Annotated in this window: 26 protein-coding genes; 9 read left to right on the top strand and 17 right to left on the bottom strand. The window is 39.6% G+C overall.

The genetic code is table 11. The features are described from left to right. The first annotated feature begins 106 nt into the window (after window positions 1-106). Window positions 107-601 carry a peptidyl-prolyl cis-trans isomerase gene (locus tag FBF83_RS03050; protein WP_136945651.1) on the top strand — a complete coding sequence of 165 codons (495 nt, stop codon included), beginning with the start codon at window positions 107-109 and terminating at the stop codon, window positions 599-601. On the opposite strand, the gene FBF83_RS03055 is transcribed toward FBF83_RS03050, so the two are convergent. Further along, window positions 598-1926 (bottom strand): PhoH family protein, encoded by a 1329-nt coding sequence (locus tag FBF83_RS03055; RefSeq protein ID WP_136945652.1) that lies wholly within the window; start codon window positions 1924-1926, stop codon window positions 598-600. The genes FBF83_RS03050 and FBF83_RS03055 overlap by 4 nt on opposite strands. A 173-nt stretch (window positions 1927-2099) precedes the next feature. Between FBF83_RS03055 and FBF83_RS03060 the strand changes: the two genes are divergently transcribed. Then, on the top strand, window positions 2100-2693 hold the full coding sequence (locus FBF83_RS03060; RefSeq protein WP_169525149.1) for a YhcN/YlaJ family sporulation lipoprotein: 594 nt from the start codon (window positions 2100-2102) through the stop codon (window positions 2691-2693). 27 nt (window positions 2694-2720) lie between these two features. On the opposite strand, the gene FBF83_RS03065 is transcribed toward FBF83_RS03060, so the two are convergent. Further along, complete coding sequence (locus tag FBF83_RS03065; protein WP_136945653.1) at window positions 2721-3188, bottom strand: pyridoxamine 5'-phosphate oxidase family protein; 468 nt, start codon at window positions 3186-3188, stop codon at window positions 2721-2723. 100 nt (window positions 3189-3288) lie between these two features. Here FBF83_RS03065 and FBF83_RS03070 point away from each other — a divergent pair, with 100 nt between their 5' ends. Then, window positions 3289-3489 carry a YlaI family protein gene (locus tag FBF83_RS03070; RefSeq protein WP_136945654.1) on the top strand — a complete coding sequence of 67 codons (201 nt, stop codon included), beginning with the start codon at window positions 3289-3291 and terminating at the stop codon, window positions 3487-3489. After that, window positions 3479-3916: a hypothetical protein gene (locus FBF83_RS03075; RefSeq protein ID WP_136945655.1), complete on the top strand. Its 438-nt coding sequence runs from the start codon at window positions 3479-3481 to the stop codon at window positions 3914-3916. Before FBF83_RS03070 ends, FBF83_RS03075 begins: the two co-directional genes overlap by 11 nt. A 45-nt stretch (window positions 3917-3961) precedes the next feature. Here the strand turns inward: FBF83_RS03075 and FBF83_RS03080 are convergent, their stop codons facing one another. The 3 genes from FBF83_RS03080 to typA form a co-directional block, all read right to left on the bottom strand. Continuing rightward, window positions 3962-4234, bottom strand: coding sequence for a hypothetical protein (locus tag FBF83_RS03080; RefSeq protein ID WP_136945656.1), 273 nt, complete (start codon window positions 4232-4234; stop codon window positions 3962-3964). 23 nt (window positions 4235-4257) lie between these two features. Continuing rightward, window positions 4258-4506, bottom strand: coding sequence for a YlaH-like family protein (locus tag FBF83_RS03085; protein WP_136946468.1), 249 nt, complete (start codon window positions 4504-4506; stop codon window positions 4258-4260). A 197-nt stretch (window positions 4507-4703) separates the two neighbouring features. After that, window positions 4704-6536 carry a translational GTPase TypA gene (typA, locus tag FBF83_RS03090; RefSeq protein WP_136945657.1) on the bottom strand — a complete coding sequence of 611 codons (1833 nt, stop codon included), beginning with the start codon at window positions 6534-6536 and terminating at the stop codon, window positions 4704-4706. A 151-nt stretch (window positions 6537-6687) separates the two neighbouring features. Here typA and FBF83_RS20665 point away from each other — a divergent pair, with 151 nt between their 5' ends. Further along, window positions 6688-6861 carry a DUF5325 family protein gene (locus FBF83_RS20665; RefSeq protein WP_169525150.1) on the top strand — a complete coding sequence of 58 codons (174 nt, stop codon included), beginning with the start codon at window positions 6688-6690 and terminating at the stop codon, window positions 6859-6861. A 49-nt stretch (window positions 6862-6910) separates the two neighbouring features. On the opposite strand, the gene FBF83_RS03095 is transcribed toward FBF83_RS20665, so the two are convergent. From FBF83_RS03095 to FBF83_RS03105, 3 genes are all read right to left on the bottom strand, one after another. Then, a complete protein-coding gene (locus tag FBF83_RS03095; protein ID WP_136945658.1) occupies window positions 6911-7369 on the bottom strand; it encodes a GNAT family N-acetyltransferase in 459 nt (152 codons plus the stop codon). Next, window positions 7366-8208, bottom strand: coding sequence for an inositol monophosphatase family protein (locus tag FBF83_RS03100; protein WP_136945659.1), 843 nt, complete (start codon window positions 8206-8208; stop codon window positions 7366-7368). Before FBF83_RS03100 ends, FBF83_RS03095 begins: the two co-directional genes overlap by 4 nt. A gap of 90 nt (window positions 8209-8298) precedes the next feature. Continuing rightward, a complete protein-coding gene (locus tag FBF83_RS03105) occupies window positions 8299-8487 on the bottom strand; it encodes a hypothetical protein (RefSeq protein ID WP_136945660.1) in 189 nt (62 codons plus the stop codon). A 258-nt stretch (window positions 8488-8745) separates the two neighbouring features. Here FBF83_RS03105 and FBF83_RS03110 point away from each other — a divergent pair, with 258 nt between their 5' ends. After that, window positions 8746-9375, top strand: a complete 630-nt coding sequence (locus tag FBF83_RS03110) for a YktB family protein (protein ID WP_136945661.1) — start codon at window positions 8746-8748, stop codon at window positions 9373-9375. A 29-nt stretch (window positions 9376-9404) separates the two neighbouring features. Here FBF83_RS03110 and FBF83_RS03115 read toward each other — a convergent pair whose 3' ends face one another. Together FBF83_RS03115 and FBF83_RS03120 are read right to left on the bottom strand one after the other, a co-directional pair. After that, complete coding sequence (locus FBF83_RS03115; RefSeq protein WP_136945662.1) at window positions 9405-9677, bottom strand: UPF0223 family protein; 273 nt, start codon at window positions 9675-9677, stop codon at window positions 9405-9407. A gap of 2 nt (window positions 9678-9679) precedes the next feature. Further along, window positions 9680-10651 (bottom strand): NAD(P)H-dependent flavin oxidoreductase, encoded by a 972-nt coding sequence (locus tag FBF83_RS03120; protein WP_136945663.1) that lies wholly within the window; start codon window positions 10649-10651, stop codon window positions 9680-9682. Window positions 10652-10913: 262 nt separating this feature from the next. On the opposite strand from FBF83_RS03120, the gene FBF83_RS03125 reads away from it, so the two are divergent. After that, a complete protein-coding gene (locus FBF83_RS03125; RefSeq protein ID WP_136945664.1) occupies window positions 10914-12389 on the top strand; it encodes an aminotransferase class I/II-fold pyridoxal phosphate-dependent enzyme in 1476 nt (491 codons plus the stop codon). 34 nt (window positions 12390-12423) lie between these two features. Here the strand turns inward: FBF83_RS03125 and FBF83_RS03130 are convergent, their stop codons facing one another. Next, window positions 12424-12537 carry a GapA-binding peptide SR1P gene (locus tag FBF83_RS03130; RefSeq protein WP_136945665.1) on the bottom strand — a complete coding sequence of 38 codons (114 nt, stop codon included), beginning with the start codon at window positions 12535-12537 and terminating at the stop codon, window positions 12424-12426. A gap of 204 nt (window positions 12538-12741) precedes the next feature. Between FBF83_RS03130 and FBF83_RS03135 the strand changes: the two genes are divergently transcribed. Continuing rightward, window positions 12742-13119: a DUF1885 family protein gene (locus tag FBF83_RS03135; RefSeq protein ID WP_136945666.1), complete on the top strand. Its 378-nt coding sequence runs from the start codon at window positions 12742-12744 to the stop codon at window positions 13117-13119. Window positions 13120-13136: 17 nt separating this feature from the next. Here FBF83_RS03135 and FBF83_RS03140 read toward each other — a convergent pair whose 3' ends face one another. Continuing rightward, window positions 13137-14000, bottom strand: coding sequence for a polysaccharide deacetylase family protein (locus FBF83_RS03140; protein ID WP_136945667.1), 864 nt, complete (start codon window positions 13998-14000; stop codon window positions 13137-13139). Window positions 14001-14441: 441 nt separating this feature from the next. On the opposite strand from FBF83_RS03140, the gene FBF83_RS03145 reads away from it, so the two are divergent. Continuing rightward, window positions 14442-15956 (top strand): glycine betaine uptake BCCT transporter, encoded by a 1515-nt coding sequence (locus FBF83_RS03145; protein ID WP_136945668.1) that lies wholly within the window; start codon window positions 14442-14444, stop codon window positions 15954-15956. Between the two features lie 59 nt (window positions 15957-16015). Here the strand turns inward: FBF83_RS03145 and FBF83_RS03150 are convergent, their stop codons facing one another. The 5 genes from FBF83_RS03150 to pdhA form a co-directional block, all read right to left on the bottom strand. Further along, window positions 16016-16255, bottom strand: coding sequence for a hypothetical protein (locus FBF83_RS03150; protein ID WP_136945669.1), 240 nt, complete (start codon window positions 16253-16255; stop codon window positions 16016-16018). A 342-nt stretch (window positions 16256-16597) separates the two neighbouring features. Beyond that, window positions 16598-18007 carry a dihydrolipoyl dehydrogenase gene (gene lpdA / locus FBF83_RS03155; RefSeq protein WP_136945670.1) on the bottom strand — a complete coding sequence of 470 codons (1410 nt, stop codon included), beginning with the start codon at window positions 18005-18007 and terminating at the stop codon, window positions 16598-16600. A 4-nt stretch (window positions 18008-18011) separates the two neighbouring features. Next, window positions 18012-19343 (bottom strand): dihydrolipoamide acetyltransferase family protein, encoded by a 1332-nt coding sequence (locus tag FBF83_RS03160; RefSeq protein WP_136945671.1) that lies wholly within the window; start codon window positions 19341-19343, stop codon window positions 18012-18014. A gap of 99 nt (window positions 19344-19442) precedes the next feature. Further along, entirely contained in the window at window positions 19443-20420 is a 978-nt protein-coding gene (locus tag FBF83_RS03165; RefSeq protein WP_136945672.1) for an alpha-ketoacid dehydrogenase subunit beta, read from the bottom strand. Window positions 20421-20423: 3 nt separating this feature from the next. Further along, window positions 20424-21506, bottom strand: a complete 1083-nt coding sequence (gene pdhA, locus FBF83_RS03170; RefSeq protein ID WP_136945673.1) for a pyruvate dehydrogenase (acetyl-transferring) E1 component subunit alpha — start codon at window positions 21504-21506, stop codon at window positions 20424-20426. Window positions 21507-21754: the final 248 nt, after the last annotated feature.

The following is a 21754-nucleotide window of genomic DNA, read 5'->3' on the forward strand; positions in this document are numbered from 1 at the left end:
CCGCTCTAACGAATTGACTCTCACCATACTGTTCCCCAAATGTGACAAATGCAAGCATAACGGGTATACTTGTTTTGCAAAAGATTTTGATTGTGGGGTGTACAAGATGGAAACGATTATACCCATTAAGGGGAAAGTCAATTATTCCATTACATTAGACGCGAGCGTGTGGATTTTTGACGATAGAAAAATTGAACTAGAGGAATTCTTAAAATTCGACGATTCTTTAGAGAAGAATGAGAACGATTACATCAAAGCTCAAGCTGAAAGATGGGAAAGAGAGCGTACAGGAATTAAACCTCCTGTTAATAAGAGTATTAAACGGTTTGAGAAAGAACGCGTATTAAACGGAAGCTTCGTAATTCCACTTGCACCTTTCTTATCCAATGCTGATCCGATTGAAACTGGGCTTAACGTCAAGCTAGTTAGCGAGAATGGTGATGAATACATTCTAACGATGGAAGAAGCAATGAACGGCTTTCTTGGCTTTTCGAAGGACGGAAAGCCGCTCAGAGAGGATGGACCGGTTCATTTTTATTATGGAGATGGATCCAATGCGCAAGATCCATATAAACATATTTCAAGCATTACAATTATTTAAAGAAGGTCAGCCGCAATTCGGGCAAGCAGAGAGCGTTCACCTTTCTCAAGCTTAACATGTCCGCTTAGCGGCTGTTCTTTAAATTTCTCGACCACATACGTCAGCCCGTTCGTATATTCATCAAGATACGGATGATCGATTTGTTGAGGATCACCGAGAAGAACAATTTTACTTCCTTCACCAACCCTCGTTAAAATCGTTTTAACTTCATGCTTTGTTAAATTCTGCGCTTCGTCAATTATAATAAACTGATCCGGTAAACTTCTTCCTCTAATATACGTTAGAGCTTCTACCTGAATGGAACCGATTCCCGATAGAATCTTTTCAAGTTCTCCAGTCTTCTTCACGTTAAATAAGTATTCTAGATTATCGAAAATGGGCTGCATCCACGGTCGAAGTTTTTCTTCCTTCTCCCCTGGTAGAAAGCCTATATCTTTTCCTACAGGTACAATAGGTCTTGCGATAAACAACTTTTTATATTGGTTTAAATCTTCGGTTTGCATTAATCCAGCCGCCATAGCAAGAAGCGTTTTACCCGTTCCTGCTTTTCCTACAAGCGTAACAAGCGGAATGTCCTTCCTTACAAGAAGATCAAGCGCCATTCGCTGCTGAACATTCCTCGGTCCGATTCCCCACATGTATTCTGTTTCCATTGCCGTTTTTTCGATACGCTTTCCATTCATATCAACTTTACCAATTCCTGATGAAGAAGCTTGAAGGGGATCTTTTAAAATAACATATTGATTTGGGTAAAGTGGTCTGCCCTTCAATTGCTTTTGTTCAATAAAATGATGTTCAAAAAAGCTTTTTAATAACTCAGCGTCCACGTAGCGCTCTTCGTAGCCTGTGTATATCTGGTTGAATTCTACAACTCGATCACTCAAGAAATCTTCGGCTTGAATCCCCATTGCATCCGCTTTTACACGTACAAGGGCATCCTTACTAACTAGAATCACTGTTCTACCAGACTTTAATTTCCCTTCTTCTAAGAACAAATTCAACGCAACCGCTAGAATTCGATTATCATTTGTTTTCTCCACAAATTTGTCTTGTAAATATTGAAAAGATCGGTGATTCAACTCGATTCGGAGTGTGCCTCCATTTTCAAGTGGAATCGATTCGTGAAGTTTACCACGTTCACGAAACCCATCAATCATTCGTGACACTTGCCTTGCGTTTCTACCTATTTCATCCATATATCTTTTCTTCGAATCCACTTCTTCTAGAACCACAGCCGGAATGACAATCTCATTGGTTTCAAATGAATAAATTGCATTTGGATCCTGTAGTAACACGTTAGTGTCTAGGACGTAAACCTTATCCAACACTTCGCCTCCTGACAAGATTTAAGTTGTTATCACAAGTACGAATGACAGTTGGGACTATCTACGTTTTTTATAATCTATGAGCAGGTGTATAAAGTTAGACGGTTATTCAGAAAATAATTAGCAAAATGAATTAATTTGATGACGACAAACCTATTATGGAGGTAATCGATATGAAGAAAATTGGATTTAGTGTGCTCGGTATCATATGTCTTCTCTCAGCCTGTCAAGCTAATGATGAACCTGTTGCTGAGAAAAAGGAACAAACAGACCGAGTGCAATACGTTAAGCAGTCTGTACGGACGCCGGTAGATGAGAACCGCTCTGCTACCGAAATAGCTGAGCACCTCGTAACAATTGCAAAACAAGTTCCTAATGTAAATGATGCAACTGCGGTAGTGACAGGTAAATATGCTGTAGTAGGCATCGATGTGAATCAAAAACTAGATCGTTCCCGCGTTAGTACAATTAAATACACAGTTGCAGAAGCGCTACAAAAAGATCCTTACGGTGCTAATGCCGTCATTACAGCAGACGCTGATACAACCTATCGCCTTAAAGAAATAGCCACTCAGATTAAAAGAGGCCATCCTGTAGGGGGTGTGATGGAAGAACTAGCTGACATTGTTGGACGACTTATGCCAGAGGTTCCAAGTAAATCGAATAAATCAGAACCCGAGCCGGTTCGTTCGAATGATAAACAACTACCTGGCAAAAATGAGAAACAATTGAAAGAGCAGCAAGAGAAACAAGATCTAGAACAATAGAAAAACGGCCAAATTGGCCGTTTTTTTCTATGTTAGTGCATTTGATTTTTTAAGTTCAGACATGACAGATCGATCAAGTTTAGCTGCAGCTTCAGGATCGTATGTTTTCTCATATGCTGGTTCTACGGACATTTTAGCACCATAAAACATCACATCTCTTACTTCTTTAATTTGAAGCATAAACTTCGTAAGCTTAAGAGGAACACCCTCCATCCTTTCTTCAACAAGGACTGCTTTACCGCCAATTGAATAAGTACTCTCATTACCGATTAAGGTAATCGTAATCTCTTCATTTGCACTAATGTTCTTAACAATTCTTGACTTACTATCAACCGCAAAAACGATGGAACGGTCATTTACCGCATATAACCATGAAATTGCACTTACATTTGGTCCTGTTGTTTCATGATCGATTGTAGAAAGCAAAACATACTGTTCCCTTTTCAAAAGAGTTAAAAGTTCACTCGAAAGTGATGTATCCACTTTATTTGGCATGATCATCCCTCCATGATTAAATATGCTTTCTGGCGCATTACACTGCAAATCCCCTATTTATTCATGCTATACTAACAACAAGGAATGAGAGGTGTTTACGATGCGAGTAAAATGTGTCCTATGTGATAAAATTGAAAATATTGATAGTGGTAGCCCGCTTGCAAAGAAGCTTCGCAACAGACCGATCCACACCTATATGTGTGATTCCTGTAATGAACGAATCGAAACTCGAACTAAAGAGCGCAAAGATACAGGTGATTTCAAGCTGTATCATCGTGATGAGTCAAACGATGAATGGTAAGGTAAGGCTTGGGCTTGTAGCTGGAACAATATCTGGCATTGTACTTGGCCTTGTCTTAAAAGGAATTCAGGCTTTAACAGGTGACCTAGTGTACACACTTCTCCTCAATATCGACTTTATACCGATTATGGGTAGCATTAACTGGCCAGAAATCATTGAATTTGGATTCCATCTTATTATTTCACTAATTATAGGTGTTGTTTATAGTATAGGTTGCGAGCAATACTTCCCACGAAGAAAGAAAGCTCAAGCAGTTTTTGCATATGTGCTCACATTACCGACTGTCTTTCTTTATTTCCCATTAACCTACCTTGCTATTAAACCAACTCCGGACTTGATGGATCTCAGTGCAATCGGGTATTGGACTCTTGGACATGCAATTTATGCAGTGATCTTATTTGCCGTGTACACAATGAATGAAAAATAATTTGTTTTTAAGAAAGACGTGCACTCTGCACGTCTTTCTTTACATTCATTGGTTGTATTTCGGTTCATTTTGGATAGATAGTAACAGCGCATCAATCAGTTCAATCGGAAATTTTTTAGACTCCTCTTGGTCATTCTGTCGGTATGTCACTACATAATAATCAGGCGTTACTTCTATTGCAATATTAGTTACCCCATGATCTTCTGTTAAGATCTCTTCGAAAAAGCTACTCGTATCCTGTGCTGCTTGATCTGTCTTCCTCTCATCTGCAACTACTTTAATACTAAGCCAATTGTACATCGCATCCTGAAGATTCAAACGTTCCCTCCGGGTATTTGACGTTAAGCTTCTTTATTCTTGGACTGGTGTAATCTAACCTTATAAATAATTAATACGACAGCAGAGGCAACTAATCCTTCAGCTACCGGTAAACCTATTCCAAAAAAGGTTAAAGGGAAGCAGCCAATCACAAGTACAGCGTAGACAATCGCGTTTTTCAATACTGGTAGTTTCTTAGCGAAACCAAGACGATAAACGACTATACAAAGTACAACGATAATTGCATAGAGTAAATAAAAGCCTAGCGTCATATTGTCTTCTATTCCTACTAACTTCGCAAAGAAGGAAAGGTTATTGGATGCTATTTCAGGTTCAGTATTCACTTTGACACCCCCGGATTAATATCTACTTTTTCACAGCTTATTTGATGTATGTACCTTACTACTGTTTACATTTTAATAAAAAGGCGATTCAAAAGGATGCCCCTTTTGAATCGCCTTAGACACCCTTACTGGGCTGTTTTTTTCTTTTTAGCGTTCTTTTCACGTTCGTTCTTATCAAGGATTTTCTTACGAAGACGGATAGAATCCGGCGTTACTTCGCAGTACTCATCATCGTTCAAATACTCTAGTGCTTCTTCAAGCGTTAGAACGCGTGGCTTCTTCATTGAAACCGTTTGGTCTTTGTTTGCAGAACGCATGTTAGTCATTTGCTTCACTTTAACGATATTAACAGTAATGTCATTTTCGCGAGTGTGCTCACCAACAATCATACCTTCGTAAACTTCAGTACCCGGAGCTACGAAGATTGTACCGCGATCTTCAACGCCCATAATGCCGTATTCTGATGCTTTTCCTTTTTCCATGGAAACAAGAACACCAGCACGACGTCCACCAACACGACCACTGATAAGAGGCATGTAAGTTTCGAACGTATGGTTAATAATACCATAACCACGAGTTTGTGTTAGGAATTCTGTAGAGTACCCAATCAATCCACGAGCAGGAACCATAAACTCAAGGCGAACCTGTCCAGAACCGTTGTTTACCATGTTGACCATTTCACCCTTACGCTCACCAAGAGATTCCATAACAGAACCAGTGTAGTCTTCAGGTACATCAATTTGAACACGTTCAACAGGCTCACTTGCAACGCCGTTTACTTCTCGAACGATAACTTCAGGTTTTGAAACTTGAAGCTCAAATCCTTCACGACGCATGTTCTCAATCAGGATTGAAAGGTGAAGCTCACCACGTCCTGATACAACCCATGCATCTGGAGAATCTGTATTTTCAACGCGAAGACTTACGTCAGTTTCAAGCTGTGCTCTAAGACGCTCTTCAATTTTACGACTTGTAATGTATTTACCTTCTTTACCAGCAAAAGGACTATTGTTTACAAGGAACGTCATCTGAAGTGTAGGCTCATCAATACGAAGAATTGGAAGTGCTTCCTGATGATCGTAAGGACAAACTGTTTCACCTACGTTGATTTCTTCCATTCCAGAAACCGCGACAAGGTCTCCAGCTTTGGCTTCTTCGATCTCAGTACGCTTCAATCCAATGAAACCAAAGAGCTTAGTAACTCTGAATTGCTTCACAGTTCCATCAACCTTCATCAATGCAACCTGTTGACCAACCTTCATTGTTCCTCTAAATACACGACCGATTCCAATTCTTCCAAGGTAATCGTTGTAGTCAAGAAGTGTAATCTGGAATTGAAGTGGTTCGTCACTGTTATCAAGAGGTGCAGGAATGTTATCAATAATCGTGTTCATAAGAACTTTCATATTGTCATCCTGTACTTCAGGATCAAGGCTAGCCGTACCGTTGATTGCAGAAGCATAGACTACAGGGAAGTCAAGCTGATCTTCATCTGCTCCAAGATCAATGAATAGATCAATGACTTCATCAACAACTTCTGCAGGACGTGCTGCTGGACGATCAATTTTGTTAAGAACAACAATTGGAGTCAGCTTCTGTTCTAGAGCTTTCTTTAGTACAAAACGCGTTTGTGGCATACAGCCTTCATAAGCGTCCACAACTAGAAGAACGCCATCTACCATTTTCATGATACGTTCAACTTCACCACCGAAGTCAGCGTGTCCAGGTGTATCCATAATGTTGATTCGTTTGTCTTCATAGTTAATTGCCGTATTTTTAGCAAGGATTGTAATCCCGCGTTCTCTTTCAAGGTCATTCGAATCCATCGCACGTTCGCTTACTTGCTCGTTGTCTCGGAACGTTCCGGACTGATGTAACATTTGGTCTACCAGCGTCGTTTTACCGTGGTCAACGTGGGCAATGATTGCGATGTTACGAATATCTTCTCTTATTGCCATTAATTATTCTCTCCTCGTATTCTCGTCTTATATCTGACGATAAACTCAATAACTAGACCATTATAACACATATATTGCGTTACGCGAAATTTCTCTTCTTTCACCCTGAACCTGGTTATTGTACACTAGTATTATAAAGGGGGCTTTCCGCATGAACAAACATAATTTCCTTTTACTCTTAATGGCCATTCTAGCGGTTGCGAGCATGTGCGCAATCGGGGTATCTATAGCTGAACAAAGCTGGATGGGCGGACTTCTTTCTTTTATCGGAGTAGGTTTTTTTATGGGAATGGGCTTTCGAATTAAACGAAAAGCAGAACAATAAGCAATAAAAAGAGCTGTTTTTGCAACAGCTCTTTTTAATTATTGTTTACCTAACCAGGATGTACAAAAATTAAATAGTTACCTTTTTCTTCTTTCTCAATTTCGTATTGTTCAAATCCACATTGACCTAGAAAAAGACTCCAGTTATTCATATCATATGGTACGCCAGCAAAAACGACACCATCAAATTTCTTTGTTACTTCTCGCATGACTTCTCGACCAATCCCCTTTCTCCTAATTTCAGGACGAACGACGATCATGCCAATCCATGGTTTATGATTAGATGGTGCTTTGTTAAGTACGCTTGTTATCGCTACTGGTTCATTATTCTTAAGCCATACTTGAAAAACACATCCCATCCCTTCATACATCTGGATATAGGATATCAAATCTTCTTCGTTTGGTAATCTGCCTAATTCCTCTAACAACCATTTGTGATCAGATCTTGTCCAATCATATAAATAATCAACAACACTTCCTTCAAACAGCTTGCGATTAACTCCAATCATTTCGTTGAAGGTGTCTTTAGATAGTAATTCTGGTCAAGTGCAGGTTGTATGTAATCTTTTTGCACTTGAGTGTGGAATATTTGATTACCTACAAAAATTGTATTTTTATCGAGGAGATCAATGGACTTATTATCAACTGTTGTGCACACACCGCCAGCTTCTTCAATTAATAACTTGCCAGCAGCAAAATCCCAAGGTGCAAGCCGCAACGAAACATATCCGTCCAGCCTTCCTGCAGCAACATAAGCCATTTCAATGGCAGCACTTCCGTAAGATCTCGTTCCTCTGATCTTTTTAAGTAGTGGTGAAAATGTTCTCGGATCGATGCGGTGATTCTCTGTTACCCACGTTGCATTAATAGCAAGAAGAGATTCAGAAAGCTTTACTGGTTCAAGCGGCTTCAATTTCTCATTATTTAAATATAGGCCTGTTCCTTTTGAACAATGGTACAACTCATCCTTTGTTACATCATAAATAAAAGCCACTTTCCCTACCCCATCTTCATAAATCCCAATAGAAATAGCAAAATTTGTTTGCTGATGGACGAAATTCATCGTTCCATCGATTGGATCGAGAAACCAAATTACTCCAGTCAAATCTTCTACTTTATCTCCGAATCCCTCTTCTCCCATTATCCGGTGGCTTGGATACGTTTTCTTTATACGCTCTATAAAGAATTTCTCTGTTTCCTTATCAATATCCGTTACAAGGTCATTCGGGTTACTTTTTGTATCAATAGCAAAGGAGGTTGTGAAGGAGGCAATGATTTCTTTACCTGCTTCCCGAATCCACCCTTTTGCATCTTCATATACCTGATTCCAGTTAGTCTCTAGTGTCATGATTCGATCTCCTTTAACCATAAAATTCATTCTATTTATTATTATGACAGGAAAGACAGAAAAAACGAACCTTTTTGCAAGGTTCGTTGATTATGCCTCTAGTCGAATCATTTCCTGCCTTAACAGTTCAAGCTTTACTTTACATTTCTTCATCTCATCTTTATCACTAGCCGTCATTGCATCGTGTAGTGTTGCCAGTTCATAGTCAATTTCCATTCTCAGCACCGGAATCCGTTTTTCTGCCTCATTTCTCTGCAATGACTGAATCACTTGTTTCATGGTAACCTACACCCCTCTTCTTTTCATTTAAGCAGTATATTTCATACCAGAATACAAGACTGAATATTCTGATATTTCTGCTTTGATTACTATATCTTATGCCTTCCCTTCCAACTATGCAACCTCTTTATTTGTTAGTATTTTTCCTCTTTTGCGTATTTTTCAAACCTCGCAATGTACATAAATCGTCAACTTTCATACGGAACCATTTTATATGGTAAACTAGCCTCATCATATATTGTCTAATTGGAGGTTATTATGTCATTTAATGGTTTTACACATACCGATTTTGAAACATTTCAGATTGAAGGTCTAGAATCCCGAATGGAAGCCATTCAGAATCGAATTCAACCGAAATTCACTGAAATTAGTAAAGAAGTTCAAAGTGATTTAGAAATACTTACAGGGAATGAAATGCACCTACACATAGCCAAGCATTTACGCCGTACGAAGAATCCCCCTGTTGATACGTGGATGGCGTTTTCCCATAACAACCGTGGATATAAAATGCTTCCACATTTCCAAATTGGGTTGTTTGATGACCATGTGTTTATCTGGTTAGCCTATATTTACGAGTTGCCTGGAAAACAAGAAATGGCCACATTGTTCCTAAACAACCTTGAAGAACTTCACAAACAAATTCCTTCATCCTACATGATTTCTACTGATCATACTAAGAAGGGTGCAAGTGAAGCAGTTAAAGACGCAAATCTCGAAAAGGTTCTCACACGTTTTAGAGATGTTAAAAAAGGTGAATTTTTAGTTGGGCGTCACATAGCTAGTAATGACCCTATTCTAAAAGATGGAGAAAAATTTATAGCAGCCGTTAAAGAAACATTCGAAACGGTTATGCCAATTTATAAACTTTCTTTAACAGACGATAAATAAAACCAGGAGGCAATGCCTCCTGGTTTTATTTATTTATTCATTATAACCTTGTCACGTTCCGTTTCTCTTGCTTCTTTTACTGCATGATAAGTTGAATAGCCTGTTTCCCTGTCAAATTGTTTAAACATCTGTTTCTCTTCGGACTTCGACGGTACAACGTCTTTAAATTCATGATAAGCACTGACTAATTCACCTTTATTAACGCCGGTGTCATATGCTTTCTCAATTAGTTGGAAGAAAGTAACTACCTTAATAACTTCTTCTTTGCTCCAATCGATCGAAATAGGGTATTGCACTTCCATTTTCATTCTCCTCTCGATAAGGTCCATTTTGACATTATTTGTTCTGCTTCAAAATCAATACGATTAAATAATTCTTCAACTGAAGGGACATCCTGAATTGCGCCAATTATTTGACCTGCCCAAGCAAATCCTTCTTCTTCTCTTCCTTCATAAATAAATTTCCTGTTTGCTTCGCCACTTATGTATGGTTTAAGACTTTCATAGTCACCATTGTGATTTTCAATATTATTGATTCGATCTGTAAACGAATTTCGAATGACCCTTGCTGGGGCCCCTATACTTCTTTTTATAATAGCGGTATCTGTTTCGTTGCTCGCTAGAATTCTTTCCTTATAGTTTGCATGAGCGTGTGTACATTCCTTTGTTGCAATAAACCTTGTCCCCATTTCAACTCCTTCTGCTCCAAGTGCAAGAGAAGCCATCAACCCTCGACCGTTAGCAATTCCCCCTGATGCAATGACAGGAATAGAAAGAGCATCCACTACTTGAGGAACAAGAACCATTGTGCCAGTATCTTCTTTCCCAAGGTGCCCACCACCTTCTTGACCAACTACCATGACTGCAGCGGCACCTAATTGCTCAGCTTTCAGAGCCTGCCGCTTGCCTGCTGTTAAAACGAGAACCTTAACATCAGTTCCTTTTACAAGATCAAAAACCGGTTTTGGATTTCCTCCTGTAACTGAAATAATTCCTACCCCTTCGTCCAAAGCTGCTTCAATCATATGTTCAAAAGGTCTTCCATGTTGCCCAATTGCAAAGTTCACTGCAAATGGCTTGGTTGTATTTCTTTTTGTAAGTGTAATTTCTTTCCGTAGTTGTTCTTCTGAGTTCATAGACATAGCAGTTAATTGTCCAAGACCACCTGCATTGCTTACGGCAGAAGCAAGCTCATGGTAAGCAAGATATGCGAGGCCCCCCTGGATTATTGGTCGTTCAATACCGAACAAGTTAGTTAGACGAGTATTCCACTTCATTCATATCCTCTCCTTGCTTTAGACAATTCGAGAATCGAATAAAAAGTCCTTTATGTAGTAGTTATCGCATACACAAAGAAAATAAAACTTGCAAATTGTGTTCCAGGTGATTATACTCAGTTTGTTTAAGGAATACGTAGGCAAGAATGCCACTATAGCATGAAGATAAATTACATGAAATCTAATGCCATAACAACCTGGCTTTCCACTTCATATTGTGGAGAGCTTTATCTATTAAAGTATAAATAAAGAGGTGCTGGATTTGCAACAAAACGAAACACCACTATTTACTGGTTTAATGAACCACGCTACTAAAAATCCGATTCAATTTCATATACCAGGACACAAAAAAGGAAAAGGAATGGATCCTGATTTTCGTTCTTTTATTGGGGATAACGCCCTTTCTATTGATTTAATCAATATACAACCTCTTGATGATCTTCATCATCCTCATGGCATGATTAAAAAAGCGCAGGATCTTGCTGCAGAAGCATTTGGAGCAGATGCAACGTTCTTTTCAGTACAAGGGACAAGCGGAGCCATCATGACAATGGTTATGACTGTTTGCTCGCCAGGAGATAAAATCATCGTTCCAAGGAACGTTCATAAGTCCGTTATGTCTGCCATTATCTTTTCGGGTGCAACTCCAGTTTTTATTCATCCCGAAATTGATTCAAAGCTTGGCATATCACACGGAATTACACCAAATGCAGTTAAGAAAGCACTAGAACAGCATCCAGATGCTAAAGGTGTTCTTGTAATCAACCCAACTTATTTTGGCATATCAGCGAACCTTGAAGAAATTGTTTCTATTTCGCACGACTATGATGTTCCAGTATTAGTTGATGAAGCTCATGGTGTTCATATTCATTTCCATGATCGTCTTCCTCTTTCAGCTATGCAAGCTGGTGCTGATATGGCAGCTACAAGTGTTCATAAACTCGGTGGGTCGATGACTCAAAGCTCCGTGCTAAATGTTAAGGAAGGTCTTGTATCCGCAAAGCGCGTACAAACCATTATTAGCATGTTAACCACTACCTCTACTTCTTATCTTCTCCTCGCTTCGCTTGACGTAGCGAGAAAAAGACTTGTGATGGAAGGTTATGAGCTTGTGGAACAGTCCATTCAACTCGCAGAAAAAGCACGTGATCAAATCAATGCAATCTCCCCACTGTATTGTGTCGGGAAAGAAATTCTAGGGACAGATGCTACGTATGATTACGACCCTACGAAACTCATTATTTCAGTCCATGACCTTGGCATTACAGGATACGAAGCAGAAGTATGGTTACGTAAAGAAGCGAATCTTGAAGTTGAGCTTTCTGATTTATATAACCTTCTTTGCATTGTCACTCCAGGAGATACTGAGGAAACAACAAATGCGCTTGTTTATGCGTTAAAAGATATGGTGGAAGCATTTAGGGAATCAGGAGGAGGCACAGCGAAGAAATTTGATGTTCATGCCCCAGACATTCCAATACTTGCGGTTTCACCTCGCGATGCTTTCTACTCAGAAACAGAAGTCATTCCGTTTAAAGAATCTGCAGGTAGAGTCATTGCGGAATTCGTTATGGTTTATCCACCAGGAATCCCTATCTTCATCCCAGGTGAAGTGATTACAGCAGAAAACCTTCAATATATAGATGAAAACATTGAAGCAGGCCTTCCTGTACAGGGGCCTGAAGATGATGAATTAAAAATGATACGTGTCATTAAAGAATATAAGGCGATTAAATAAGAGGCGGCCAGTTGGCCGCCTCTTATTATTTATCTTATTTCCTATCTTTCTTGTTGCATTCCGGACATCTGCTATAAAGTGTGCTTACTTTCTCTTCATGTACATGATCAATTGTTTTCTCACAAGTAGAACAAATAATAATACCCATTCTCAACACCCCTTAAGTAATTTTGAAAACGCTTCCGTTTCGCTTAATTCCATAATAGTGTGTCACAATTGTTTTGTCAACACTATATTGTATATCACATTATATTCTTTTCATCGTCATTATGTGTTCCCTTGTTTCGAAATTAGTTAATTGTCAGAAAACAATTTTGGATGTAAACTATACCTATGAAGAAGGGGGAATTCTATGCCTCAAAGTGCTTATCTCGCTCCCAGGGAAGTAGAAGACATCAATCTTAACAAAATCAAAGATCTTCTCATCTATTACAAAGAGCTAATGAATAAAACGGGCGAGCAACTATCATGGTCATATGGAGACTCTGCCTACCCATACGACCTCATTGAAAAGCCCGAAGATCCATGGTTTTACTTAAAAGGAAAAAATGAAGATTACAGAATGATTATTATTGGAATATCCGACAAACGTATTCAGGTTGTTCTACCAGATCAATCAACTCATGGGGACAAAGCGAAGGCAAATGAATTGTGTAAATTTCTTGCTACTAACTTGAAAGCAAATTTGACACTTTTTAATGGACGAGTTATTCAACACTCACAAAAATAAACAGCCCAATGGGCTGTTTATTTTTGTAGCGGTTCAATTTCCTCAGGCTTAATTAAGTCAAAGTCTTTTTCTCTTAATCCAGATACAATATCTTCTAGTGCAGCCGCAGTCCAATCGCGATCATGCATTAAGAGGTTTGCACCATTTTGAAGAAGTGGTGTGTTCACCATAATGTCTGCAATAGCATTCTTTTCCTGATATTGTTTTTCCCAGTCATACCCATAGGTCCAATTCATGAGAAGCATACCTTCTTCTTCTGCAAGGGATTTAGAGTAATCTGTATTAGAACCAAACGGTGCTCGGAAAAACTCAGGTCTTTCCCCTATTATTTCTTCTATTAAGTCATTCAACTTCACAATTTCTTCTTTTTGCTCTTCTTCAGATAATGTTTTAAGATCTGAGTGAGTCATCGTGTGATTTCCGATTGCAAATCCCATATTATGAATTTCTTTCAAACTTGCTTTTTCTTCTTCTGTATCAAGAAAATGACCGTTAACAAAAAAGATCGCTGGAGCATCAAGTTCCTTCAGTGTTTTTGCCATTTCTACTGCATTCTTATCTGGGGCATCATCGATTGTGAGAAGTACAGCTTCAGCTGGCGCGTCATTAATTGGTTCAAAACCCCAAAACGCTTCATTTAATCGGTATTCAGTCGTAACAGCTTCTTCCGTTACGACTTCTTCTTCCTCATTCTTCTTGGGTTCCTTAGAAGTTTCGTCAGTCGTTTCCTCACTATCTTGATTATCCGTTACCTCATTTGTTTCTTTCTTGTTATTTGTTTGTTGTTCGCCGTTTTCGTTCGCTTCTGAACCGGCATTTGTTGAACAAGCTGCTACGAAAAGCAGAGTGGCTAGTGTTACCCATTTCAGTAAATTCCTCATATCTCTCTCTCCCTCTATAGTCTCTCCCCATCATATACCAAGTGGTGAGTAGGATAAAGAGAAGAATGTCACAATTAACCATCTAATATGTACAATTGAACTATTATTCTGACTAAGCTCCTGCCATGTGTTTTTCCTTTACATCAATGTTTACAACAAATATACTAGAAAACGTGCCTTTTCTCGTAATATGATAAGTTCCCTGTAAAACGCTGGAAATGCAATGTTGGATTGCATAGTTTTGGCAATAGCGGGCAACATTTAGAACATCATACTTTATTAATCCTCCTCTCTACTTAATGCGCCGTCTAAAGAAAAGGGTCTTTCTAAAAGATTGTTGTTTTTAAAAGGGTTTTGTCTATAAAAAACCACATTTACCGCAACAATCTTTATGAAAACAGCCAAAGAAAAAAAGAATATCTAGAAAGGTAATGATGTAATATGAATAAACTTACTGCAGTCTTTATTATTTCTGTCGTATTGTCTATCCTCTTTATTTCATGGGGAACAATTTCTCCAGAATCATTAGATTCTACGACTTCCTCACTTCAAAGCTTTCTACAGGTGAAGTTTGGTTGGTTCTATTTATTAGCAGCATCAGGATTTCTGATTTTTGCCATTTATCTCATTTTCTCTAAATACGGCAGACTTCGTCTTGGAAAGGATACAGATGTACCAGAGTATAACCTGATTACATGGTTTGCTATGCTCTTCTCAGCTGGTATGGGGATTGGATTAGTATTCTGGGGCGTAGCAGAGCCTATGTTCCACTATTATGATCCACCAGCAGGAGCAGCTGCACAATCTGATGAAGCAGCTCGCCTGTCCTTTCAGTACAGTTTCTTCCATTGGGGACTTCACCCATGGGGTATCTATACTGTAGTTGCTCTAGCTCTTGCTTTCTTCAAATTCAGAAAAGGTGCACCTGGTCTTATTAGTTCCATCTTCTATCCAATTCTAGGAGATCGAATAAATGGACCGATCGGTAAAACTATTGATGTTATCGCTGTTATCGCAACCGTGTTTGGTGTTGCCACTTCCCTCGGGTTCGGTGCTTCTCAAATAGGTGGAGGAATCTCTTACTTAACAGGCGTTGAGAATTCATTTAACACACAATTGATCATTATATTAGTTGTAACAGTGCTTTATATGATTTCCGCATCAACAGGAATTTCAAAAGGCATCAAATATTTAAGTAATACAAATATCGTCCTTGCGATATTGCTTATGTTCTTCTTACTCTTTGCTGGTCCAACAAACTTTATTATGGATCTCTTCACTTCTACACTAGGCTCGTACGTTCAGAATTTGCCTAGCATGAGTCTCCGCATGAGACCTTTCGAGGGGTCATCTTGGATACAAAGCTGGACAATCTTCTACTGGGCTTGGTGGATTGCATGGGCACCATTTGTTGGTACATTTATTGCACGTGTATCTAAAGGAAGAACAATACGTGAGTTTGTTCTAGGTGTTCTATTAGTCCCTACCATCTTTGGTGGTTTGTGGTTCTCAGTATTCGGTGGATCAGCCATTTCGCTTGATATGGCTGGTACGGGTATTTATGACATCATTAGCAATCAGGGTATGGAAGTAGCGCTCTTCGCAGTGTTAGAGCAATATCCATTAGGAACGGTTATGTCCATTCTTGCGATATTGTTAATTAGCACATTCTTTATCACTTCTGCTGACTCTGCAACATTTGTACTTGGCATGCAAACAACAAACGGTAGCATGAATCCTTCCACGAAAGTAAAATTAACTTGGGGAGTTATTCAGTCTTCCGCAGCAGCAGTATTACTTTGGTCTGGTGGACTCAAAGCGCTTCAGACAGCTTCAATAATAGCAGCTTTCCCATTTGCAATTATTATTATCGGGATGATTGTTTCACTTATCAAAGCCTTTAAAGAAGAGAAAGTACCACCACGTCCTAAAAAAGATGAAAACAATTCTAAGTAATGACAAGTAGCCATCACCGAACATTCGGTGGTGGCTTTTTATGTATGATGAAGGAACGCCTAACTAATGATTAATAATAGTTCAGTAATGAGATAAAGTGTAGTCGAAAGACTCATCAGAATGAGAATCACTTTGTTCTTAGAAATAAGCTTAACTGTTAATGTGCATATAAGATAAAGAAATACGAAGAACAGCATCACTTTATATGTTATATGATCGTGTCCAGATTGGTGTATAACAAGAAAAAATGAGAACCAAATACATAGATGAATGAAAAAAACTCCACCATGTCTTAGCAAGCTATTCCCTCCTTACGCTGAACATATATGCAGCAATACTCTTCTGTATGTTCCTTTTTACTATTAACAGCAATTTAAAGATAGGAAAAATGGTTTTCGAATAGATTATTGCTTTAAAACGGTTGTTTCCACTTCAGTGATGCTATCTTTCCGCGTGGCGGGTGGTGAATCTTCTTGGCGCACTAATCCCGCAGGGGTCGAGCACATTACGCTCCAGTCAAATATCAGGTGTGGTTATATTCAAAACCTTTTTCAATAACAAAAATCTTATATAGAAGTACTTCTATATAAGTACATAAAAAAAAGACCCGGTGAATTACTCACCGGGTCTTCGTATACTCATTAACCAATATGAATTGGAGTACCTAGAGCTACTTCTGCAGCTTCCATAGTAATTTCTCCAAGTGTTGGATGTGCGTGAATTGTAAGTGCAATATCTTCAGCTGTCATACCAGCTTCAATTGCAAGTCCAAGCTCAGCAATCATGTCAGAAGCATTTGGTCCCGCAATTTGTGCACCAATAACAAGTCCATCTTCTTTACGTGTGATTAGCTTCATGAAGCCTTCACTATCGTTTAGAGAAAGAGCACGTCCATTAGCGCCGAATGGGAACTTAGATGCTTTTGCATCGAATCCTGCATCTTTCGCTTCCTGTTCAGAGTAACCAACTGATGCCAATTCAGGCTCAGAGAATACAACAGCAGGAATCGCAAGATAATCGATTACGGAATTCTCACCGCTAATTGCTTCAGCAGCGATTTTACCTTCATAAGAAGCTTTGTGCGCAAGTGCTGGGCCTTCAACGATATCTCCAATTGCATAGATATTATCGAAGTTCGTACGACACTGCTTGTCGATCTTAACAAGACCTTTGTCTGTCATTTCGATACCAAGCTCTTCAAGACCAATTTCATTAGTGTTTGGTTTACGACCAACTGTAACTAGTACATAATCAGCGTCGAATGTTTTGGTTTCGCCTTTGATTTCTGCTGTTACAGTTACGCCATCTTCTGTTTCTTCAACGCCTTGAGCAAGAGCTTCAGTAATGATTTCAACATTACCTTTCTTCTTCAAACGACGAGAAACAAGTGAGCTCATTTGCTTTTCAAATCCAGGAAGGATTTGTTTAGTACCTTCGAGAATTGTTACTTCAGTGCCAAAGTTAGCATAAACAGAACCTAGCTCAATTCCGATATAACCGCCACCGATAACAACCATTTTCTTAGGTACTTCATCAAGTGCAAGTGCACCTGTTGAAGAAAGAACGCGCTTGCTCCACTTAAAGCTTGGAAGCTCAATTGGGCGTGATCCTGTTGCAATAATACAATTGTTAAACGTATATGTTTGAGAGTTCTTATCATCCATAATACGAACAGTGTTCTTATCTACGAAATAAACTTCGCCGCTAACAACATCGACTTTGTTTGATTTCATAAGTCCAGCTACACCGCCAGTAAGTTTATCGACTACAGAAGATTTCCATTCTTGGACTTTCTTCATGTCGACGTTAACGTTCTCTGCAGTAATTCCGATATCATCAGAATGTTTTGCAGATTCGTATTTATGAGATGCGTTGATCAATGCTTTTGAAGGAATACAGCCGACGTTTAAGCAAACACCACCTAGAGTACCTTTGTCAGCAATTGCAACTTTTTGTCCAAGCTGTGCTGCACGAATTGCAGCTACGTATCCGCCTGGTCCAGCTCCTACTACAAGTGTGTCTAATTCGATTGGAAAATCTCCTACTACCATATTATTACGCCTCCATCATTAAGAGTTGTGGATCGTTCAACAGACGCTTGATGTGGTTAAGTGCAAGTTGTGCTGTTACACCATCAATAAGTCTGTGGTCGTAGCTGATCGATAGAGCAAGTACAGGTGCAGCAACGATTTCGCCGTCGATTACAACTGGTTTCTCCTCAATACGACCAATACCAAGAATAGCAGCATCTGGGTTATTAATAATAGGCGTAAACCATTGTCCGCCTGCAGAGCCCAGGTTAGAAATTGTGCAAGTGCTGCCTTTCATATCGTCCCCTGATAGTTTACCATCACGAGCTTTTTTAGCCAACTCATTAATTTCAGAAGAAACATTAAGAAGTGGCTTACGGTCTGCTTCCTTCACGACAGGTACTACAAGTCCTGCGTCAGTGTTAGCAGCAATACCGATATTGTAGTAATGCTTGTGAACGATCTCGTCAGTTGAATCATCAATAGAAGCATTAAGCATAGGGAATTCGCGAAGTGCAGAAACAAGTGCCTTAACAACATATGGAAGATAAGTTAGCTTCACATCTTTGTCAGCAGCATATTGCTTGAACTTCTTACGGTGAGCAACAAGATCTGTTACAACTACTTCATCCATGTGTGTTACGTGAGGAGCAGTATGCTTAGAGTTAACCATTGCTTTTGCAATTGCTTTACGCATACCTTTCATCTTCTCACGTGTTTCAGGCTGAGCAGATGCTGTTGCAGGCTGCTGTTTCGTTTCTTGAGTAGCTGTCTCAGCTTTCTCTTCTGAAGCTGCAGGAGCTTCAGTTGCTTCAGGTGCTGCTTCTCCGCCGCCATTAACGTGGTTATCAATATCTTCTTTAACAACTCGTCCATTTTTACCTGAACCAGAAACTTTAGAAATGCTTACACCGTTTTCGCGAGCATACTTACGTACTGCAGGCATTGCTATAACGCGTTTTGTTGGATCTGTTTCTTCATCATCTTCAGGAAGTGGTTTAGATCCAGCACTATCTTCTTTAGCTTCTGTTTTAGCTTCTGTTTTAGCTTCAGCTTTAGGTGCTTCTTCTTCTGCTTGAGGCTGTTCAGCTGTAGGCTCTTCTTCAGCATCTTCATATCCTTCAGCGTCAAAGGTAATAACTACATCGCCAACGATAACAGTTGCGCCTTCTTCAGCGTGTACTTCTTTAACAGTTCCGTCTACTGGAGAAGGAATTTCAACTACTGCTTTGTCATTTTGCACTTCTGCAAGAATGTCGTCTTCTTTAACTTCGTCTCCTGATTTAACAAACCATTTTACGATTTCGCCTTCATGGATACCTTCACCGATATCCGGCATCTTGAATTGAAATGCCACGGGACTTCGCCTCCTAATTGTAGAAAAATTTAGCTTATATAAATTCTGAAGCGAAGCGCGGATCGCAGCTTCACTTCATGTTTTTTTATTAACGTTTAATTAAAACTTAACAACTTGTGTTGCTTTTTCAATGATATCAGTGTGATCTGGAAGCCAAACATCTTCTGCAGCAGAGAATGCGAATACTGTATCAGGAGCCGTTACGCGAAGCACTGGAGCTTCTAGGCTAAGAATTGCGCGGTCGTTAATTTCTGCAACGACGTTAGCAGCAATACCTGCTTGTTTCTGAGCTTCCTGAACAACGATTGCGCGATTTGTTTTCTCAACAGACGCAATGATTGTATCGATATCGAGCGGGCTAACCGTACGAAGGTCGATTACTTCAGCACTAATGCCATCCTTCTCTAGCTCTTCTGCAGCTTTAAGTGATGCTTGTACCATTGCACCGTAAGTAACGATTGTGATGTCAGAACCTTCTCGCTTCACTTCAGCTTTTCCAATTTCAATTGTGTATTCTTCTTCAGGAACTTCCTGACGGAAAGAACGATAAAGCTTCATGTGCTCAAGGAAAATAACTGGATCGTTATCACGAATCGCAGAAATAAGAAGACCTTTTGCATCATATGGGTTTGAAGGGATAACTACTTTAAGTCCTGGCTGTTGAGCCATTAGCCCTTCAAGGCTGTCAGCGTGAAGTTCTGGCGTCTTAACGCCACCACCAAATGGTGAACGCACAGTAATCGGCGCGTGGAAAGACCCGCCTGAACGATAACGAAGACGTGCCATTTGACCAGAGATAGCATCCATTACTTCATATACAAATCCAAAGAACTGAACTTCTGGTACTGGACGGAATCCAGTTAGTGCAAGACCGATAGCCATACCACCGATACCTGATTCAGCAAGTGGAGTATCGAATACGCGATCTTCACCAAATTCCTTTTGAAGTCCTTCTGTCGCACGGAATACGCCGCCGTTTTGACCTACGTCTTCACCAAATACGAGTACGTTCTCGTCATTTTTCAACTCCGTACGCATCGCATCAGTGATTGCTTGAATCATTGTCATTTGCGCCATAGCTTACTTCGACTCCTTTGCACTATATTGTTCGTATTGCTCACGAAGGTTGTAAGGAAGCTCTTCATACATATGAGAAATGAGATCCGTTACTTTCTGCTTCGGAGTTTCATCAGCTTGCTTAATTGCAGCTTTAATTTCTGCTTTCGCTTTATCTACAACTTCGTTTTCTTTTTCTTCATTCCAAAGGTCTTTGCTTTCAAGATACTTGCGGAAGCGAACGATTGGATCTTTCTTTTCCCATTCGCTATCTAGATCTTCAGAACGGTAACGAGTTGGATCATCACCAGCCATTGTATGTGGACCATAACGGTATGTCATTGTCTCAATTAGAGTTGGACCTTCACCGTTAATTGCACGCTCGCGAGCATCCGTTACTGCTTTATAAACAGCAAGAACGTCCATACCGTCTACCTGTACTCCCTGAATACCTGCAGCAACAGCTTTTTGAGCGATTGTTTTCGCTGCAGATTGCTTTTCAACTGGAACAGAAATTGCAAAACGGTTGTTTTGAACAACGAAGATTGCTGGTGCAGCATAAGCACCTGCAAAGTTCATTCCTTCATAGAAATCACCTTGAGAAGCACCACCGTCACCTGTGTAAGTAATTGCTACGTTTTTCTTTCCTTTTTTCTTAAGTCCAAGTGCAACACCAGCAGTTTGCGTGATTTGAGCACCAATGATGATTTGTGGGCTCAATACGTTTAGGCCGTCAGCCTGGTTTCCTACATAGTGGCCACGTGAGAATAAGAATGCTTTATATAACGGAAGACCGTGCCAGATGATCTGTGGAACATCACGGTAACCTGGAAGAATCCAGTCTTCCTTATCAAGTGCATATTGACTTCCTAGTTGTGAAGCTTCCTGTCCAGCAGTAGGCGCGTAGAAACCAAGACGTCCCTGACGGTTCAACGAGATTGAACGCTGATCAAGAATTCGTGTGTACACCATGCGGTGCATCAATTCTTGAAGCTGCTCGTCTGATAGTTCAGGCATCGCTTCTTTGTTAACGATTTCGCCATTTTCATTTAGAATCTGGAACATTTCAAATTGGCCTTCGATGTTTTCGATGGTTTTTGTTCCCATACCTTTCACCTCATCCTTTCATTCATAAAGAGATAGATTATTTAATTGCATTAGCAATTGTGAGTGGGTCGTTCAGTTTACAGACATATCTAGCATGTCCATTTCAACGTTATTAAATGACATATTGCATTCATTAAATTGCTTTACTTTAAGACATCACTCAATGTCATACCCTTATTTCTGAAGAAATAATCCCTAGTGCTATGTATTACTGCGTTTAATAGTCTGTATCAGTAAGAATAAGGGAG

This window comes from Guptibacillus hwajinpoensis (genome assembly GCF_005144865.1).
Lineage (GTDB): Bacteria > Bacillota > Bacilli > Bacillales > Guptibacillaceae > Guptibacillus > Guptibacillus hwajinpoensis_A.

What these genes read in the sequence shown, in the direction of transcription:
- FBF83_RS03050 (WP_136945651.1), top strand. Translation starts at nt 107, where the DNA reads ATGGAAACGATTATACCCATTAAGGGGAAAGTCAATTATTCCATTACA.
- FBF83_RS03060 (WP_169525149.1), top strand. Translation starts at nt 2,100, where the DNA reads ATGAAGAAAATTGGATTTAGTGTGCTCGGTATCATATGTCTTCTCTCA.
- FBF83_RS03065 (WP_136945653.1), bottom strand. Translation starts at nt 3,188, where the DNA reads ATGCCAAATAAAGTGGATACATCACTTTCGAGTGAACTTTTAACTCTT.
- FBF83_RS03070 (WP_136945654.1), top strand. Translation starts at nt 3,289, where the DNA reads ATGCGAGTAAAATGTGTCCTATGTGATAAAATTGAAAATATTGATAGT.
- FBF83_RS03075 (WP_136945655.1), top strand. Translation starts at nt 3,479, where the DNA reads ATGAATGGTAAGGTAAGGCTTGGGCTTGTAGCTGGAACAATATCTGGC.
- FBF83_RS03085 (WP_136946468.1), bottom strand. Translation starts at nt 4,506, where the DNA reads ATGACGCTAGGCTTTTATTTACTCTATGCAATTATCGTTGTACTTTGT.
- typA (WP_136945657.1), bottom strand. Translation starts at nt 6,536, where the DNA reads ATGGCAATAAGAGAAGATATTCGTAACATCGCAATCATTGCCCACGTT.
- FBF83_RS20665 (WP_169525150.1), top strand. Translation starts at nt 6,688, where the DNA reads ATGAACAAACATAATTTCCTTTTACTCTTAATGGCCATTCTAGCGGTT.
- FBF83_RS03095 (WP_136945658.1), bottom strand. Translation starts at nt 7,369, where the DNA reads ATGATTGGAGTTAATCGCAAGCTGTTTGAAGGAAGTGTTGTTGATTAT.
- FBF83_RS03100 (WP_136945659.1), bottom strand. Translation starts at nt 8,208, where the DNA reads ATGACACTAGAGACTAACTGGAATCAGGTATATGAAGATGCAAAAGGG.
- FBF83_RS03105 (WP_136945660.1), bottom strand. Translation starts at nt 8,487, where the DNA reads ATGAAACAAGTGATTCAGTCATTGCAGAGAAATGAGGCAGAAAAACGG.
- FBF83_RS03110 (WP_136945661.1), top strand. Translation starts at nt 8,746, where the DNA reads ATGTCATTTAATGGTTTTACACATACCGATTTTGAAACATTTCAGATT.
- FBF83_RS03115 (WP_136945662.1), bottom strand. Translation starts at nt 9,677, where the DNA reads ATGGAAGTGCAATACCCTATTTCGATCGATTGGAGCAAAGAAGAAGTT.
- FBF83_RS03120 (WP_136945663.1), bottom strand. Translation starts at nt 10,651, where the DNA reads ATGAAGTGGAATACTCGTCTAACTAACTTGTTCGGTATTGAACGACCA.
- FBF83_RS03130 (WP_136945665.1), bottom strand. Translation starts at nt 12,537, where the DNA reads ATGGGTATTATTATTTGTTCTACTTGTGAGAAAACAATTGATCATGTA.
- FBF83_RS03135 (WP_136945666.1), top strand. Translation starts at nt 12,742, where the DNA reads ATGCCTCAAAGTGCTTATCTCGCTCCCAGGGAAGTAGAAGACATCAAT.
- FBF83_RS03140 (WP_136945667.1), bottom strand. Translation starts at nt 14,000, where the DNA reads ATGAGGAATTTACTGAAATGGGTAACACTAGCCACTCTGCTTTTCGTA.
- FBF83_RS03145 (WP_136945668.1), top strand. Translation starts at nt 14,442, where the DNA reads ATGAATAAACTTACTGCAGTCTTTATTATTTCTGTCGTATTGTCTATC.
- lpdA (WP_136945670.1), bottom strand. Translation starts at nt 18,007, where the DNA reads ATGGTAGTAGGAGATTTTCCAATCGAATTAGACACACTTGTAGTAGGA.
- FBF83_RS03165 (WP_136945672.1), bottom strand. Translation starts at nt 20,420, where the DNA reads ATGGCGCAAATGACAATGATTCAAGCAATCACTGATGCGATGCGTACG.
- pdhA (WP_136945673.1), bottom strand. Translation starts at nt 21,506, where the DNA reads ATGGGAACAAAAACCATCGAAAACATCGAAGGCCAATTTGAAATGTTC.